The organism is Lentzea chajnantorensis (genome assembly GCF_054300775.1).
The window spans coordinates 4,894,107-4,911,704 of the sequence record NZ_JBSDZT010000002.1; the positions used below are offsets into that span (position 1 = coordinate 4,894,107).

At 70.8% G+C, this 17,598-nt stretch carries 8 protein-coding genes; 4 read left to right on the top strand and 4 right to left on the bottom strand.

Annotation, left to right across the window (positions count from 1 at the left end):
* The first annotated feature begins 8 nt into the window (after positions 1-8).
* Genes ACVDFE_RS24350 through ACVDFE_RS24360 form a run of 3 tightly spaced genes read left to right on the top strand, consistent with a single transcriptional unit; the run spans position 9 to position 13,619 of the window.
* Entirely contained in the window at positions 9-8,699 is an 8,691-nt protein-coding gene (locus tag ACVDFE_RS24350; protein ID WP_458431980.1) for a LamG-like jellyroll fold domain-containing protein, read from the top strand.
* On the top strand, positions 8,677-9,219 hold the full coding sequence (locus tag ACVDFE_RS24355; RefSeq protein WP_360388792.1) for an SMI1/KNR4 family protein: 543 nt from the start codon (positions 8,677-8,679) through the stop codon (positions 9,217-9,219). Before ACVDFE_RS24350 ends, ACVDFE_RS24355 begins: the two co-directional genes overlap by 23 nt.
* Complete coding sequence (locus ACVDFE_RS24360) at positions 9,216-13,619, top strand: ricin-type beta-trefoil lectin domain protein (protein ID WP_458431981.1); 4,404 nt, start codon at positions 9,216-9,218, stop codon at positions 13,617-13,619. The genes ACVDFE_RS24355 and ACVDFE_RS24360 overlap by 4 nt, the downstream gene beginning before the upstream one ends.
* A 92-nt stretch (positions 13,620-13,711) precedes the next feature.
* Here ACVDFE_RS24360 and ACVDFE_RS24365 read toward each other — a convergent pair whose 3' ends face one another.
* Together ACVDFE_RS24365 and ACVDFE_RS24370 are read right to left on the bottom strand one after the other, a co-directional pair.
* A complete protein-coding gene (locus ACVDFE_RS24365; protein WP_458431982.1) occupies positions 13,712-14,035 on the bottom strand; it encodes a hypothetical protein in 324 nt (107 codons plus the stop codon).
* A gap of 73 nt (positions 14,036-14,108) precedes the next feature.
* Positions 14,109-14,396: a DUF732 domain-containing protein gene (locus tag ACVDFE_RS24370; protein WP_360388783.1), complete on the bottom strand. Its 288-nt coding sequence runs from the start codon at positions 14,394-14,396 to the stop codon at positions 14,109-14,111.
* 127 nt (positions 14,397-14,523) lie between these two features.
* Between ACVDFE_RS24370 and ACVDFE_RS24375 the strand changes: the two genes are divergently transcribed.
* Complete coding sequence (locus tag ACVDFE_RS24375; protein WP_458431983.1) at positions 14,524-15,177, top strand: response regulator; 654 nt, start codon at positions 14,524-14,526, stop codon at positions 15,175-15,177.
* Here the strand turns inward: ACVDFE_RS24375 and ACVDFE_RS24380 are convergent.
* Positions 15,155-16,297, bottom strand: a complete 1,143-nt coding sequence (locus ACVDFE_RS24380) for a hypothetical protein (RefSeq protein ID WP_458431984.1) — start codon at positions 16,295-16,297, stop codon at positions 15,155-15,157. The two genes, ACVDFE_RS24375 and ACVDFE_RS24380, sit on opposite strands and share 23 nt — an antisense overlap.
* Entirely contained in the window at positions 16,290-17,297 is a 1,008-nt protein-coding gene (locus tag ACVDFE_RS24385; protein ID WP_458431985.1) for a sensor histidine kinase, read from the bottom strand. Before ACVDFE_RS24385 ends, ACVDFE_RS24380 begins: the two co-directional genes overlap by 8 nt.
* Positions 17,298-17,598 lie beyond the last annotated feature (301 nt).

Below are 17,598 nucleotides of genomic sequence, written 5' to 3' on the forward strand. Positions count from 1 at the left end.
CGATTCCAGTGTCCATTTTGTCCGGAGCACTGCCCGCGGGCGCGTCGACCGAGGCGCCGCAGCAGGTCAGCGGGACAGCGGACGGCGTGGCGCACGAGGCCCCCAGCGCCGCGGCCGCGCTGACCGGCCCCCGACGCGAACAACCACGACCGCCGGGCGCCGTGGCGGACCGGACAGCACTGTCCAAAGGCGACGCTCACCCCGACGTGGCCGCGCCGCAGCAGGTCACACCACAGCTGACCCGTGGTCCAGCCCTACCGGGCATCGACCCCGCCGCGAAGGAACGCCCCGGTGACCGCACCGCCACCACCGAGACGTTCGACAACCCCGACGGCACCCGCACGCTGCGCCTGCACGGCACACCGGCCAACGTCCGGCAGCCCGACGGCACCTGGCAGCCCGTCGACCTCACGCTCACCCCGCGCGGCGACCGGTGGGAGCCCAAGGCCAGCGCGGTCGGCACCGCCTTCGCCCGCACCGCCACCGGCGCCACGGCCATCGCGTTCGACGAGCGCCACCGCATGGAGTTCACCCTCGACGACGCCGCGGCCTCACCCGGCCAGGTCACCGGCGCGTCGATCACCTACCCGCAGGTCCGCCCCGGCGTCGGCCTGCGCCTGACCGCCCAGCACACCGGCCTGAAGGAAGAACTGGTCCTCGACCGCGCCGACGCCGCCACCACCTACACGTTCACGTTGCGCCTCACCAACCTCGAACCCCGCCTGACCGGCAGCGGCGCCATCGAGTTGCGCGACGTCGAGCGGGTCATCGGTGTCATCCCGGCCGGCTTCATGGACGACGCCGCGGGCGCGCGCTCGACCGACGTCCGCTACCGCCTGTCCACAGTGGACAAGGGCTGGCGGCTGGAGGTCGGCCTGGACCAGGCCTGGCTGCACGACCCGGCCCGCGCCTACCCGGTCGTCGTCGACCCGTCGGCCGCGCAGTTCAACGCCAACGCGGACGACCTGTACGTCCAGAAGGGCCTGAACCCCGGTGCCGGGGCGGAGGAGCTGCGCACGGGCCGCCTTTCCGGTGGTCCGGCACGGTCCTACCTGCGTTTTTCCGACGCCCTGGGCACGCTGCGCAACCAGTTCGTCCTCGGCGCCTCGCTGAACGTCTTCGCCGTCGAGTCCACCACCTGTGCGCCGCGGTCGGTCTCGGTGTTCGAGGTGACGAGGCCGTGGGACGCGAGCACGACCTGGCCGGGCGCCGACGTCGGTCAGGTGCTGTCCACCAGGTCGTTCGCCCACGGTGCCGCGTGCGGCGGGTCGGCCTGGGAGGCGTTCCCCCTCAACTACGAGCTGATGACGAGGTGGACCCACGGCACGGCGGTGCCGCACGGGTTCGGGCTGCGGGCGTCCGACGAGGCTGACCCCAACGGCATGCGCTTCGGCTCGGCGAACTCGCCGAAGAAGCCGTTCCTGGACGTGCGCTACTCACCGGAGGGCGCCGGGTTCGAGGTTCCCGCGATCACGCTGCCCACCGCCGCGACCGCGGGCAAGCTCACCGCGAAGGTCACGAACCTGGGCACCACGACGTGGACGCCCACCAACGGTTTCGAGTTCGGCTACATCATCCAGCAGAACGGCGCGAAGATCCGGACCGCGCGCGGCTGGAAGGCCACCGTCGCGCCGGGGCAGACGAACACCTTCGAGGTGCCGATCGACCCGCTGACCCCCGGTGACTACCGGGTCTTCCTCACGATGTTCACCCCGCAGGGCAACGACTTCTTCGTCGCCCACGAGGTCCCGTACGGCGAGTTCGCGCTGAAGGTGAACAACGTCGCGCCCACGTCGAACCTGCAGCAGCCCGGCGCCGGCGCCGTCGTGGAGACGCTCACCCCGACGCTGTACGCGGAAGGCACCGACCCGGACGGCTGGCCGGGCAAGGGGCTCACCTACCGGTACCGCGTCTGCTCCGATCCCGATCTCACGCGCGACTGCCAGGAGTCGGGCTGGACCGCCCAGTCGTGGGCGCCGCCGAACCTGTTCTGGGGCCGCACCTACTTCTGGGGCGTCAAGGTCTTCGACACCGTCAACGAGACGCCGTTCTGGGTGAGCGTCAAGGACGGCGTGCGGCTGTCGTTCACCACCCGCGTGCACCAGCCGGAGATCACCTCGCACCTCGCGGGCAGTCCGGACGGCAACGAGGGACCGGGCCTGGACCCGCAGATCGGCAACTACTCGACCGTCGTCACCGACGCGTCCGTGGCCACGGTCGGCCCCGACCTGACGATCACCCGCACCTACAACAGCCTCGACCCGCGCCGTGACACCGCGTTCGGCGCCGGGTGGGCGTCACGGCTCGACATGCGGCTGCGCCACGACGACGACCGGTCCGGCAACGAGGTGCTGACGTTCCCGACCGGGCGGCAGGTGCGCTTCGGCCGCAACCCCGACGGCGGCTACGCCTCCCCGCTCGGCCAGAACGTGGACCTGGTGCACCGCACGGACACCGGCACCTACACGATGCGCGACGTCTCCGGCAGCCGCTGGACGTTCGACCAGCTCGGCCGGCTGATCACCATCACCGACCCGGCGGGGCTCACCGAGACGCTGTCCTACGACACCTCCGACCGGGTCTCGGTGATCACCAACGACGTCAGCAAACGCGCTCTGCGCATGACCTGGCAGGGCACGCACGTCACGGCCGTCACCGCGGGAGGCGACCAGACCTGGACCTACACCTACGACGGCGACAAGCTGACCAAGGCGTGCGCGCCGGGAGCGGCGCCGAACTGCACCACCTACGGCTACCAGCAGGGTTCGCACTACCGCAGCACCGTGCTCGACAACAAGCCCCGCGCGTACTGGCGGCTGGGCGAGACCGGCGGTGACACCGTCGGCAACGCCGTGGCCCGCCGCGACGGCGCGGACGCGGGCAAGCAGCACGGTGTGCTGTTCGGCGGTACCGGAGCGCTCGGCGGCACGGCGGACAAGGCCGGCACGTTCGACGGCAACAGCAGCTACGTCACGCTGCCCGAGCAGCTCACCACCTCGACCATGTCGCTCGCGGTCGAGCTGTGGTTCAAGACCGGCGGCCAGGGCACCCTGCTGAGCTACTCCGACCAGGCGTTCCCCGCCGGCGGCAAGTCCACGCCCATCCTGTACGTGGGCACGGACGGCCTGCTGTACGGCGGTTTCTCGTTGCGCGACACCGGCGGGCCGCGTCAGATCGTGAGCACGCGGCAGGTCGACGACGACAGGTGGCACCACGTGGTGCTGTCCGCGGCGATCGACCGGCAGGTCATGTACGTCGACGGCGTCGCGGTGGGCCAGGAGCTGCTCGGGTTCGTCGACCACCGCGGACAGGGCCGGTTGACGCTCGGCGCGGGTAACGCCAAGGGCTGGCCCGCCACCAACGGCGGCGACTTCTACTTCTCCGGTGCCATCGACGAGGTGGCGCTCTACCAGCACACCATCGGCTCGCTCGCGGCCGCCACGCACTTCCGTGCGGGCGGGCCGGCCGAGCAGCTGAGCAAGGTCGAGCTGCCGCAGGACCAACGCCGGTTCGCGGCCCTGACCTACGACGACGTCTTCGACCGGGTGCGCACGCTCACCGACCACGGCGGCCGCCTGTGGACGCTCGACACCCCGGTGGTGCTCGACGCCGTCCGGACCGTCACGACGCGCGGCCCGGCCGGCTACGGCGACTGGACCTACGCGTTCGACGTCGACAACGGCGGCCGGCTCACCTCGCGGACCCACGACGGGGAAGTCTCGCGCTACGAGTACAACACCGCCGGGTTCCCGTCCGCGTCCGTCGACGAGAACGGGTTCCGCACCGAGCAGACCACCGACGAACGCGGCAACGTGCTGAGCCGCAAGACCTGCCGCACCGCCGGTTCGTGCAACACGGAGTACTTCACCTACGTCAAGTCCGACATGGTGCTGGACCCGCGCCGCGACAAGCTGGAGTCCTCTTCGGACGCCCGCTCGTCCGGACCGGCCGACATCCGGTACCGGACCTCCTACACCTATGACACCGCCGGTCGGCCACTGCGGGTCACCCGCCCGGTCCCGGCCGGGCACACGACCGCGCCGACCGAGTCGACGACGTACACGACCGGCGCGGAGGACGCCGCGGGCGGCGGCAAGGTGCCCGCCGGCCTGCTGCTGACCAGCACCGGGCCGCGCGGCGAGCTGACCAGGCGGGTCTACCGCGCCAACGGCGACCTCGACGAGCTGACCGGACCGACCGGGCTGCGCACGCGCTACGGCTACGACCAGTTCGGCCGCCAGACCACCGAGTCGCTGGTCAACAGCGGCGACGGTGCCCTGGGCACGACCACCTACGAGTACTCGCCGCGCTCCGAGGTCGTGAAGGTGACCGCACCGGGCGTCCGCAACGAGGTCACCGGCGTCACGCACACCGCGGTGACGGCGCACCGCTTCGACGGCAACGGGAACCTGGTCGAGACCACCCTGTCCGACAGCACCGGCGGCGATCCGGCGCGGTCGACGAAGTACGGCTACGACGCGGCGGACCGCCTGTCCCGCATCGAGTTCGCCGACGGTGGGGTCGAGGAGCGGTCGTACCCCGACAACGGCCTGACCCAGGTCGTGAAGGACGTGCGCGGAACGTCGTGGTCCGACCGCTACGACGAACGCGGCCGGCTGCTGTCCCGCGCCGCCTCCGGTCCCGGTGTGAACCCGGAGGACCCGGCCGCCACCTCGATGACACTGGAGGCGCGGGCCTACGACCCGGCCGGCCGGCTGGCCTCGGTCACGGACGCCATGGGCCGGCTGACCTCCTACAGCTACTACGACGACGACCTCCTCGCGAACGTGCGCCGCACCGTCCAGGGCCGCAGCGTCACCCTCGACGAACGGGCCTACGACCCGGCCGGCCAGCTGACCGAGCAGACCACGGCGGGCGGGCGCAGGACGACGTTCACCCACGACGCGGCGGGCAACGTCGTGACGGCCGCGTTCGACCCGGCCGGGCTGAACCGCGTCACCACCAACCAGTACGACCTCGGCGGCAACGTCACGCGCACCGAGCTGCGGGGCGCGGCAGACCCCACGCGGGTCGAGACGACGGTCTTCGGTTACGACGCCGCGGGTCTGCAGGTGCGCGAGGACGCGTTCCTCGACGGTTCCACCACCGTCTCGGCGTCGGTGGACCGCGACGAGCGCGGTCTCGTCCGCAGCTCGACGGACCGGCGCGGCATCACCACGTTCTACGACTACGACCTCGCCGGTCAGCTGGTGCGCACGACGAACCCCGCGGCCGACGCGTGGGTCGCGGGTGTCCGCACGACCGGCTTCAGCCGTGCGGAGGTGCTGGGCCACAACGCCTTCGGCGAGGTCACGCAAACGCGGGACGGCGCCGGGAACGTGACCACGACCGAGCGCGACCTGATGGGTCGTGCGGTGTCGGGTGCGCTGCCGGACTACACACCGGCGGGCGGGCAGCCGATCAAGGGTGCCGGCACGCGCACCGAGTACGACCACGCCGGCAACCCGGTCAAGACGACCGATGCGTTGCAGCGCACCGCCTCGCGGACGTTCGACCCGTACGGCCGCGTGTCGACCGTGACGCTGCCGCAGGTCGGCTCCTCGCCGAGCGTGCTGTCGTCGCGGTACTCCAAGAACGGCGAGCTGCTGCTCAGCACGGACGCCGGCGGTGCGCAGACGTCGTTCACCTACGACGAGCTCGGTCGCCGGGTCACCGTGACGCAGGCGGACCGCACGCCGTCGGGAACCCTCTACTACACGACCCGCACGGGCTACGACGACGCCGGCAACGCGGTGTCCGTGGAGACGCCGCAGGGCAACGTCTCCACGGCGGCCCACAACGCGGCGGGCGAGGTGACCTCCAGCACCGACGCCACGTCCCGTGCGATCAGCTACGGCTACGACATCGCCGGCCGGCGGAGCTCCGTCACCGACGCGACCGGGCTCACCACCACGACGTCGTTCGACCTGCTGGGCCGGGCGGTGCGGACCGCGCAGTCCGTCGCCGGGCAGGAGAAGCGCGCCTCGGTCACCGACTACGACCCCAACGGCAACGTGACAGCGACCCGCAGTGCCGAGGACCGGCTCGTCACCTACGGCTACGACGCGCTCGACCGCGTCGTCCGGCAGACCGAACACGTCTCCGCGACCAAGCAGGTCGTCACGACCACCGGGTACGACGCGCTGGGCAACCGCAGCCGGTTCGTCGACGGCCGCGGCAACGCCACCACCTACACCTTCACGCCGTGGGGCCTGCCCGAGTCGGTCGTCGAACCCGGTGGTGCCACCTGGACGTCGTCCTACGACGCCGGGGGACAGGCGGTCCGGCTGGCGAAACCCGGTGGCGTCGAGGTGACCCGCACGTTCGACGCGCAGGGCAGGGTGACGCTGGAGAAGGGCTCCGGTGCCGAGTCCGAGACCGCCGACCGCACCTTCGGCTACGACGCCGCGGGCAGGCTCGCCTCGGCCGGATCAGACCTCTACCGCTACGACGACCGCGGCAACCTGCTGACCGCGCGCGGCCCCGGCGGTGACACCACCTACACCTACAACGGCGACGGCACCGTCGCGAGCCGCACCGACGCCTCCGGCACGGCCGCGTTCGGTTACGACAAGGCCGGCCGGCTGACGTCGGCGGCCGATGCCCTGACCGGCCGCACCGCCGACTACGGCTACGACAGGGCAGGCCGCACCGCCTCGGTCGCGGACCGCGCGCTCGGCGGCTACACCGTGCGGCGCATGGCCTACGACGAGCTCGGCCGGCTCGTCTCCGACCAGGTGCAGCAGACCATCGACGTCGGGGTGCCGCCGCGGGTGCTGCTCGGCACCACGTACGGCTACGACCGCGACAACCAGGTGACGGCCAAGAACGCCGACACCTACGGCTACGACGGCGCCGGCCGCCTGACGTCGTGGACCGACCAGGCCGGCAAGGCCACCGCCTACGGCTGGGACGACGCCGGCAACCGGACGTCCGCGGGCGACCGGACGTTCGCCTTCGACGCCCAGAACCGGTTGACCTCCGGCGACGGGGTCACCTACGACTACACGGCGCGCGGCACGCTGTCCTCGCAGACCCGTGACGGCGTGGTGAACAGCTCGTCGTTCGACGCCTTCGACCGGCTCACCGCGATGGGTGCGGCCCGCTACACCTACGACTCGCTGGACCGGGTGGCCGCGCGCAACGGCACCGGGTTCCGCTACCTCGGACAGACCAACGAGGTGGTGTCCGACGGTGCGCGGACGATCAGCCGGTTGCCGGACGGGTCGGCGTTCTCCGACAAGGGCACCGGTACCGCGCGGATGCTCTACGCCGACAGCCACGGCGACGTGGTGGGCCGGTACCTGAGCAACACCGTGGACGGCAGGCGGTCCTTCGACCCGTTCGGTGCGGTGACCTCGTCGTCGGGTGACACGGCCTCCGTCGGCTTCCAGGGCGACTGGACCGACTCCGGCACCGGCGCGGTGAACATGTCGGCGCGCTGGTACCTGCCGGAGACCGGCCGGTTCGCCAGCAGGGACGACTGGACGCTCGACCCGACGCCGTCCTCGGCCGCCAACCGGTACGCCTACGGCAACAGCAGCCCGCTGTCCGGAGTGGACGAATCGGGCCACGACATGGCGCAGTGCCTGTACAACGTGGGCAAGGACGTGAAGACCCCGTGGGACGCGTTCTGGGAACCGATCAAGCACACGCTCTTCGACTCCGACTGCGCCGGGCGGCTGGCGAACGGGGAATGCCCCCGGTACGGCTGCTACAACGCCAAGGCCGGTGGTGACGAGGACCCGATCCCGGTGGGCCGCAACTGCAGGTACTACATCGGCGGGTGCAACCGGGGTGGGCAGAAGGTCGCGCCGCCTCCGCCACCCAACTGCCGGCAGAAGAAGACGTGCGTGGCCGGTCCCGGTGGGTACAAGGGACCCGGCGCGCGCAAGCCGAAGCCGATCTCCAGGCCCGCACCGCCGCCCCCGCCGCGCTGGTGGACCGACCTGCACAAGCCCGCGTTCCGGCCACCACCCGGCGGCACCGTCGTGCGGCCGCCGACCTCGTACGACCCGACCAGCCCGCTGACCGTCATCACCGACCTGGCGAACACCCTGATCGACATCGCGACCAAGGTGACGCCGACCGTGGTCGACATCGTCGGTGACCTGATCGGCCAGCCGTACGACGCGGTGATCGGCGCCGACGAGAAGCGCAAGCCCGACGAGGAGGGCTGTCTCGAAGGCGATCCGGGAGTCGCGGTCAACGAGGTGTTCAACGACGAGATGGAGGACATCAAGAACTGGACCGGACCCTACGCGGGCAAGAGCCGCGGCTGGCCCGCTCAGCGCGCGACCGCGGGCACGGTGTGCCTGACCGACCTCAAGCCCAAGGGGCCGCGCTACGAGCAGAAGCCGGTCGGCTACGTGCACGGGCAGCACAACAAGAGCCACCTGATCGGCTACCAGTTCTTCGGCAAGGGCGGACGCGAGAACATCGTGCCGCTGGACGCCGACGTGAACCAGACGGACATGCTCGGCGTGGAGAACGAGATCGCGGACGCGGTCAGGAGCGGCCAGCGGGTCTTCTACCGCGTCGAGGCGATCTACGCCCGGCCGGAGGACGCGGTGCCCTCCGCCATCGACATCTACGCCGTCGGGGACAAGGGCTTCGCCTGTGGCCAAAGGATCTTCAACCCGCACCCGGCGTCCGGCTACCCAAGGGGAAAGCTCAATGGCACACGACCCACGTGTTGACGAACTGGCCGCACTGGTCGGTTGGCAGGGCACCGTCGACGCGGACGAGGCGGTGCGGGACGTGGAACGCACGCTCGGCATCGGCCTGCCGCCGGACTTCCACGCGCTGGTGAACCGGTTCCCGACCGGGTACTTCAGCTCGTTCGTCACGGTGCCCTCGCCGGTGCGGCTGGCCAACGGGAACTCGCCGTTCCTGTGGGAGGCGCAGGACGCCCTGGCCGTCCTGCGCGAGGCGGCGGACACCGCGCATCCGGCGTACCCGGCGCCCGGCGGCCTGCTGCCGTGGGCCAGCAGCACCGAGGGGCACGTCTTCTTCTGGCGCACCGGGGACGAGGACCCGGCGCGCTGGCCGACGGTGTTCTGCGACGACGAGCTCACCGGCTGGGGCGAGTACCCCGGCACGGCGTCGGAGTTCCTGCGCGATGTGCTCACCGGCCGGTTCACCCACGAGTTCTTCGACCCCTGCCTGCAGGGCGTCGAACCCGACTTCGAGCCCGAACAACGAGAAGGAAACGCATGAACCGCATGAGACGCGTGGTCGTGGGAGGTGTCGCGCTGCTGCTGGGGACGGCGGGCGTGGCAACGGTTCCGACGGCCGCCACAGCCGACGTCCCGCAGTCGATCAGCGCTCCACGGCCCGGTGAGGCGGTCCCGAAGGACCGCGACGGCAAGGTCCTGCTCTACGTCGACGGCCGCGACCAGAAGGCCGTCCGCACGGCGGTCACCAAGCTCGGCGGCGAGGTCACCGCCACCCAGGGTTCACGCGCGCAGGTCGCCGTCCCGCAGGACAAGGTGGCGGCGCTGGGCAAGGAGCAGTCCATCGTGGAGGTGAAGCGGCCGGAGCGGGCGATCCCGATGGCCGTCACCTCCGAAGGCGTGCAGGCGTCGGGGGCCGACGGCTGGATCAACGCGGGCAAGAAGGGGCAGGGCGTCAAGGTCGGCGTCATCGACGTCGGCTTCGCCGGACTCGGCGACGCGCAGCAGGAGGGTGAGCTGCCGGCGAACGTCGCCGTCGACAACTCCGGCTGCCACGACGCCACCAGGTCGTCGAGCCACGGCACCGCCGTGGCCGAGGTGGTGCACGACATGGCACCCGACGCGCAGCTGTTCGGGGCGTGTGTCGACGGGCCGCTCGACTTCGAGAACGCCACGAACTGGTTGCGGCAGCAGGGTGTGCAGGTGATCACCGCCGCCATCGGGTTCCTCAGCTCCGGGCGCGGTGACGGCACCGGCGAGGCCGGCAGTCCCGCCGACGTGGTCCGCAAGGCCCGCGAGGCGGGTGTCACGTGGTCCGTGGCGGCCGGCAACCTGGCGCGCGACCACTTCGCCGGCAACGCGGTGGACGCCAACGGCAACGGGTTCGTCGAGTTCGACGGCACCGCGCAGAACAACGGGTTCAACGTCGCGGCCGGTGTCACGACCACCGTGGCGTTGCGGTGGGACGGCTGGCCCAGGACGAACGAGGACCTCGACCTCTACGTCATGTCGCAGCCCAAGGCGCCGACCGGTCCCACCGACTCCGCGGTCGTGGCGGCGTCGACGACCAACCAGCGCGACGTCTCGGGTGGTGCGCGGCCGACCGAGGAGGTGACGTTCACCAACTCCTCCGGGGCGGCGCAGTTCTACTACCTGTACGTGCGCAACCACAACGCGAAGTTCACCACCCGGCTCGACCTGTTCGTGTCGGGGCCGAGCGACCCGTTGCAGTACAACACCCCGGCCGGCAGCGTCACCGAGCCCGCCACCTCGCCGTACGTCATGGCGGTCGGCGCGACCCGGCCCGGCAGCGGCACCCTGGAGAACTACAGCGGCCAGGGCCCGACGATCGACGGCAGGCTCAAGCCCGACCTCACCGGGTTCGCTCGCGTCAGCACCTCCACCTACGGCGGCCAGAACCTCAGCGGCACCTCCGCGGAGGCGGCGCACGTCGCGGGCGCGGCGGCGTTGCTGAAGTCCGCCAACCCGCAGCTCGACGCCGCGCAGATCCAGACGGCGCTGCAGACGCGCACCAACCCGCGCAAGTCCGACAACCAGTGGGGCACCGGAGTTCTCGCGATGGGCACGCCGGACACCGTCCCGGTCGTGACCGGGTCCGGGTACACGCCGTTCCCGAAGGTCTCGGTGATCCAGGGCAGGGCGTTCGCGGCCGGCGAGGTCTTCACCCTGCCGATCCCGGACATCCCCACCGACACCACCGCGGTGGCGCTCAACATCTCGCTGCGCACCAACCCGGCGTCGGGTGCGGTCGACGTGCCCAGCGGGCTTGACGTGTTCCCGGAGAACTCCTCGACCAGCAAGGCCACGACGCTGCGCGTGCAGCCCGGTGACGGCTGGGTCAACGCCCTGGTGATCGCCAAGCTCGGCGCCGACCGCGCCGTGCGGCTGCGTGCCGGTGCGGGACCGGTGTTCGACAACGTCGACCTGCTCGGCTACTTCAGCCCGAACAGCGCCTCGACCTACTTCCCCCAGCACAGCCCGGTCCGGGTGCTCGACACCCGCGGCCTGAACGGCGGCCCGCGCACCACCCCGCTCGGTCCCGGCGAGGTCGTGACCGTGAAAGCCCGTGGCGCCAACGGTGTCCCGGACAACGCCACGGCGGTCGCGGTCAACCTCACCGCCGTCGAGTCGACCCTGGGCACCGCGATGGGCCTGTTCGGCACGGAGAACGGCGGCACGGCGCTGAGCGCCAACCGCAACGAACGCCGCTCCAACGCCTCCATCGTCGCCATCGGCGAGGACGGCAACATCCGGCTGCGCAACAGCACCGGCCGCGCGCACGCCGTGCTCGACGTCGTCGGCTGGTTCGCCGCCGGCGCCGGCGGCAAGTACGTCCCGCTCGACGAGCCGGCCCGCATCGCCGACACCGCGACGGGCAGCCAGCGCACCGGCCCGCTCGGCGAGGGCGAGACCGCGCGGTTCCAGGTCACCGGCCTCGCCGGAGTCCCGGCCACCGCCACCGCCGCTGTGCTGATGCCGTCGGCCGCCGAGAACCTGCTCGGCACCGAGGTGTCGGTGGCACCCGCCGAGATCGGCTGGTCGCCGGTGACGAACCTGGCCGTGAAGCAGCGCGGCCGGTCGTCCTCGACCGTGCTGACGCCGCTGGGCGCGAGCGGCAAGGTGGCCGTGCGCAACGAACGCGGCAACGCCCAGTTCGCGCTGGACGCCCAGGGCTACTTCCTCGGCGGCACGCAGTTCACCGACGACGGCGCGTGCGCGCTGCCGGTCGGTGAGGCCGGCTACACCAGCATGTTCGACGGCAGGGCGGAGACGAACCTGTCGGCGTGGCGGGTCGCGGGCACGACCCCGTTGTCCGTCAACGGGTGTGAGCTGCAGACCACCGAGGGCAACGACGTGTCCTGGTACGCCGCGCACTCGTTCGGCAACGACTACACGGTGAAGTTCGACTTCCGCGGCAACCAGTCGCTGGCGCGGACCGGCCTGTTCGTGATGTTCCCCGACCCCGGTACCAACCCGTCCGTGCCGCGCGGCAACGGCGTGGAGGTCGAGATCGGCACCGACGGCAGCGTCGGCTCGATCACACCGGGCAAGGCGCGCAGCGGCGAGGCCCCGTCACCGGGCAACTGGCACACCGCCGAGGTGACGGTCGCCTGGAACACGGTCATCGTCAAGATCGACGGCGCGGAGGTCAACCGCCACACCGTCACCGACGCCGGACGGGCGTACGTCAACAGCTTCATCGGCTTCAAGAACGACGGTGAGTACCGCACCACGTACCTGCGCAACCTCCGCGTCAAGAACAACACAGCGGTGCGCAACGGCGAGATCAGGGGCGTCAACGACCGCTGCCTCGACGTGCCCGGCTACGACCCCAACGTCGCCGAGCTGCAGATGTGGGACTGCAACAACTTCCCCAACCAGCGCTGGACCACCACCGTCGACGGCCTGGTCACCAACGTCGGCAAGTGCCTCGGCGCGCAGAACAACGGCACCGCCGCCGGAACCGCTGTCGTGCTGGTGGCGTGCACGCCGGGCGAGTACTCCCAGCAGTGGGTGGTGCGCCCGGACGGCGCACTGGTCAACGTCCGATCCGGACGGTGCCTGACGCCGGCGACCACCGACCGTTCGGCTGCATTGCGGCTGCAGGACTGCGCGGCGCGGTCGGACCAGGTCTGGCGGCTGCCCGACCAGCACGGCCAGCAGGGTGCACTCGTCAACGCCGCGTCCGGTCGGTGCCTGGACATCGCGAGCGGCGACCCGCGCACCAACAAGGCCCAGTCGTGGGACTGCTACGGCAACGCCGCGCAGCAGTGGGCGATCACCGGTGACGGCCGGATCACCAGCAGCGGCAAGTGCCTCGACATCGTCAACGCCGCCACGACCGCCGGCAGCGCGGTGAACCCGTTCGACTGCAACGGCCAGCCCAACCAGCAGTGGCAGTCACGGCCGGACGGCACCATCGTCAACCCGGCGTCCGGCCGCTGCCTGACCGCGGCCGGCACCGCCAACGGCGCCGGACAGTCCATCCAGGACTGCACCGGGGCACCGGCGCAGGTCTGGCGGCTCAGCGCGCAGACGCAGTGGGTCGGCAACCTCGTCGGCATGGGCAAGTGCGCCGACATCAAGGGCGAGAACCCGGCCAACGGCACGGTGTGGCTGTGGCAGTGCTTCGGCCCGCAGGGCGAGACCTGGGCGGCGATCGGCGACGGCGCGATCCGGTCCATGGGCGCGTGCCTCGACATCGGCGCACTGCCCAACGGCACCCCGACCGTGGTGGCCACCTGTCACAACGGCCTGAGCCAGCAGTGGACCGCTCGCCCGGACGCCACGTTCGTCAACGTCGAGGCCTCGCGCTGCCTGGACGTGTACGCGGGACTCGTCGACAACGGCACGAAGATCCAGATCTACGACTGCGTCGGCACGCCGCAGCAGCGGTGGTCGGTGCCGCTCAGGGCGAGCTAGCAGAACAGGCGGCGGTGGGCGGCGGGATTCATGACCGCCGCCCACTGCCACATCTCGTCGGGCCTTGTTCAGGTGGCGCGAGCAGCAGCGCGTCAGTAAACGCAGTACCAGCTGTAAGGGTTGCTGTAGGCGCTGTAGGCGCTGTAGGCGTTCGGGTTGCCGTACTGCGTGCGGCACTGTCGCGTCACGTCGATCTGCCCGTCCGCCACCGGGACGACGCCCGTCACGCACCTCCAGCCGAGCACGTTCCAGGTCCTGATCTTCGCCACCCGGCCCTGCCCGGGGTACTGGTTGTCGCACGCCGCCTGCATGCTCACCGAGCCGGTCGCCGCAGACGCCGGTGATGTCGACACGACGGCGCCCGTGATGCTGATCAACGCGCCTGCCGCTATTGCTGCCACTCGTCGTGCTTGCATGGTGAATTCCTCCTTGGAATGGAGCCGGAATCGACTCGCAATTTCGTGCGTGAACTTGTCCGGTGCGTGAGCTTCACCGGCTGCCGTACTCCGGGCAGAACGCGGCCACCGAGACGTTCAGGAATGCTCGTTTTGCGTTGATGTTGTTGCCGAAGTCGCCGTACATGGCCATGAGGTCGCCGGCCCCGTATCCCTGGTCGAGCTTGGCGCAGAGGGACTTGGCCAGCGTTTCGGCCTCGGTCATGTCGTGGGGTGCGATGCCCTTGTGCGCGAGCAAGTCGTGGAACTTCGACGTCGCGTTGTTCGTAGGACTGCAGGCCGCGGTGAGCACAAGCGTCACGACGGCCAATGTCGTCTTCATCGTGCGCCTCCTTTGTCGTTCCCCCATGGTGTGGAAGGCGTTGTGGGTGACGCGTGGGTCGTTCACCCGACACGTTCGGCTCGGCTGGTCCGACACAGTGGGTGGTGGCTCGCGGGAGGAGGGCGTTGTGGACGGCAGGCGCATGCGGGTGGTCGTGCTGGACGACCACCCCGCGGTGGTGGCGGGTGTGACGGTGTGGTGCGAAGCCGCTGATCCGCCGATCGACGTCGTGGATGCGGGTGACCACCTGTCGCTGGTGTGGACCGGACGCGGCGCCGAAGCCGATGTGGTGGTGTTCGACCTGCAATTGGGCGGCAAGCCGCCCGCGTTCGCCGAGCTGGAGGCGCTGGTGAAGGCCGGACGCCGCGTGGTCGTCTACTCGCAGCACTTGGCGTCGGCCACGGTGATGCGTTGCCTGGACCTCGGCGCCTTGGCCTACGTGACGAAGGTCGAGGGGCCGGAGCACCTCGTTCCCGCTCTCCGAGCCGCGGCGGAGGGCGTCCACTACCTCTCGCCGTCACTGAGCGGCGCTGTGTGCGCGGTGCCGGACGGTCGCGCGCGGCTCACGCCGAGGGAGGTCGAGGTGCTCACCGCCTGGTTCGAATGCGCCTCCAAGGACCTCGTCGCGGCCAGGCTGCACATCACGCATAAGACGGTGGAGACCTACATCGAACGGGTCCGGGCCAAGTACGCCGAGTTGGGGCGTCCCGCGACGACCAAGCAGACGCTGGTGAAGCGGGCGCTGGAGGACGGGCTGGTCAGCTTCGACGACCTGCCGTGACGATCCTGTGCTCCGCGCGCACCCAGCACAGTTCCGCAGTCGCCAGGTGCGTCACGACGACCTGTGTGTCGTCGCTGGTCTCCTGTGGTGTGACGGGAGGGCAGTCGCCCACGGCGCTGACCGACACGGCGTCCGGAGTCCCGAGCACCACCAGGCGGAGGGTGGAGCGTGCCGTGGTGACGACGACGAGTGGTGCCTCGGTCAACAGGTGGCGCACCGAACGTGGCAACGGGGGAATCGGTCCGTTGACCTCCAGGTGGACCTCGATGCCCCGTCGTTGCGCCAGGTCGATGCACGCGTCCAGTTCGTGCAACAACGGGTTTTCGGCGTCGTCGGCCTCCGCGAACAGCCGCCGCATCCGGGCCGCCTCGATCCCGCATCGTCGTCGCACGTCGGGATCGGCGGGATCGAGGGCGCGGCTCAGCAGCCCTTCGAGCAGGGGCAGCGCCGACGTGGACAGCTCCGCGCACCTGGCCTTCCTCGCCTCGTGGAGGCCGACGGCCACGCGATGAGCGGTTGTCGTCTCCTCGAGTGCCCTGCGGGCAGCGCCGGCGGCTGCGGCGAGGCGGACCAGGGCTGCGGCCGTCGCGCCGACGCAGAGCTGGAACGCCAGGATTGCCGTGAGCGCCACCAAGCCGCCGAAAAGCCTGTCCTCGTCGGCGTGAGCCACGGTGACCAGGCTCGCGGCGCTGATGCCCAGCTCCACCAGCAGGACCGGGAGCAGTGTGGACAGGGGGTGGCCGAACAGCACGCACAGCGTGACCCACCCGACCACTCCGGTGCTCCAGTCGGCCTGTTCGAGCACCTGGCTCGGGGCGAGGGTGGCGGTGGCGGCGATGTGTGTGAGGACGAGGGTGGCGGCGACCGGCCAGCCGGCCTTGGCCCACGAGCGCCCCCGTCGCACCAGCAGCCATTCGACGACGAGGAGGAGGAACACGTACAGGTAGGCGGCGATCTGGACAGCGGGGACGGCGAAGTCCCGCAGGGCGGGGAACAGCGACGGCGCGTTGAGCAGCAGCAGGACGGCGCTGGCGATCACCGCGGTCGACAGCCGCAGCTTGCGGAGGAACTCGTCTTGGACCTCGTGTGCTGCGAAGGCGGGCGAGGGCAGGTCAACCATGGCCGTGAACCAACCGCACGATCGACCCGTGGCCGGGGTGTGAGATGACCGATGCCTGGCCGCCCGCCTCCCGCATCCGGCCGATGATCGAGCTCGTGATGCCCCGGCGCGATGCCGGGACCGTCGCCGGGTCGAAACCACGCCCGTGATCGATCACCTCCACGGTCACCGCTGTTCCGCGCTTGTGCGCCAGCACCGTGGCGGAAGCAGCTCCGGAGTGCCGGGACACGTTCGTCAACGCCTCGCGGACGCAGTGGGCGAACGTCGCTCCCAACGCCGCGGGCACTGCCAGGCCCGGGGCGATGTGGAACTCGACGTGCAGCCTGGACGCCGATCCGGCGCGGCACAGGACGTCGTCCAGTTCCACGACGCCGCCCGCGTGCGGAGGGTGTTCATCGATGGCGTCGATGTCGACGCGCAGTTGGGGTCTCAACCACTCGTCGTGCCGGCCGACCTGGCCGAGTGCGACCATCAGCAAGGTGGTGGCGGCCGTGTCGTGGAGCAGTGCGGCTGCCCGGCGCTCGTCGGCCCGGACGGCCTGGGCGATCGCCGACTCCGTTCGCTCCCGCTCTGCCAGGGCTGCGGCGTTGTCAGCCTGGGCGGCGCTGCGGTTCACGAGCGACCAGAGCAGTCGTGACAACGCGGCCTCGACACAGATCCAGCCGGCGAGGGGAAGCGTGGCGGTGACGGCCGCGGGGCCGAGGACTGCGGCTCCGATGACGTGCGTCGCCGACAAACCCGCTGCGACCACCATTCCGGCGACGGGGCGTGAGGTCCACTGGATCGCGACCGCGACGAACGAGGCGAACACCAGCGCCCAGCTGTGACCGTTCGTCAACGCCTCCACCGGCACCGTCCACCGCTGTGTCAGGCAGGCCAGTGCCGCCAGCAGGACTTCGAGGGCCGGTGGCCACCACGCCCACGGCCATCGGAGCAGGACCGCGTTCAGCAGCACGACGCCCGCGACGGCGACCAGCAGCACCAGGGGGACAGGCGCCACAGGCATCCCGAACCCGGCGACGACGAGGATGAAGGCCGCTTTCCCGAGCACGGCGTACCGGGCCCCGAGGCGCGAAAGTCTTCGCTGGAACTCGCCGTCAAGCATCCCGACCGCCCATCAACGTCGTTGTTGATTTCGACAACGAGGCGGGCGTGTTACTCCTGGAACAGCACTACCCCCTGAACGGGTGACATTCGAGCAGGGCGATGTCAGGCGTCGCCGTCGCCCGTGCAACAAGTTCCCGCAGTCGTGGCTGTCGGGTGAACGACCGACGCGTTGCCCAAGGCGCCCTGCCCAGACT

Bases quoted from the DNA above. Each gene is read 5' to 3' on its own strand.
- ACVDFE_RS24370 (WP_360388783.1), bottom strand. From the start codon at position 14,396: ATGAAGACGACATTGGCCGTCGTGACGCTTGTGCTCACCGCGGCCTGC.
- ACVDFE_RS24355 (WP_360388792.1), top strand. From the start codon at position 8,677: ATGGCACACGACCCACGTGTTGACGAACTGGCCGCACTGGTCGGTTGG.
- ACVDFE_RS24365 (WP_458431982.1), bottom strand. From the start codon at position 14,035: ATGCAAGCACGACGAGTGGCAGCAATAGCGGCAGGCGCGTTGATCAGC.
- ACVDFE_RS24360 (WP_458431981.1), top strand. From the start codon at position 9,216: ATGAACCGCATGAGACGCGTGGTCGTGGGAGGTGTCGCGCTGCTGCTG.
- ACVDFE_RS24380 (WP_458431984.1), bottom strand. From the start codon at position 16,297: ATGGTTGACCTGCCCTCGCCCGCCTTCGCAGCACACGAGGTCCAAGAC.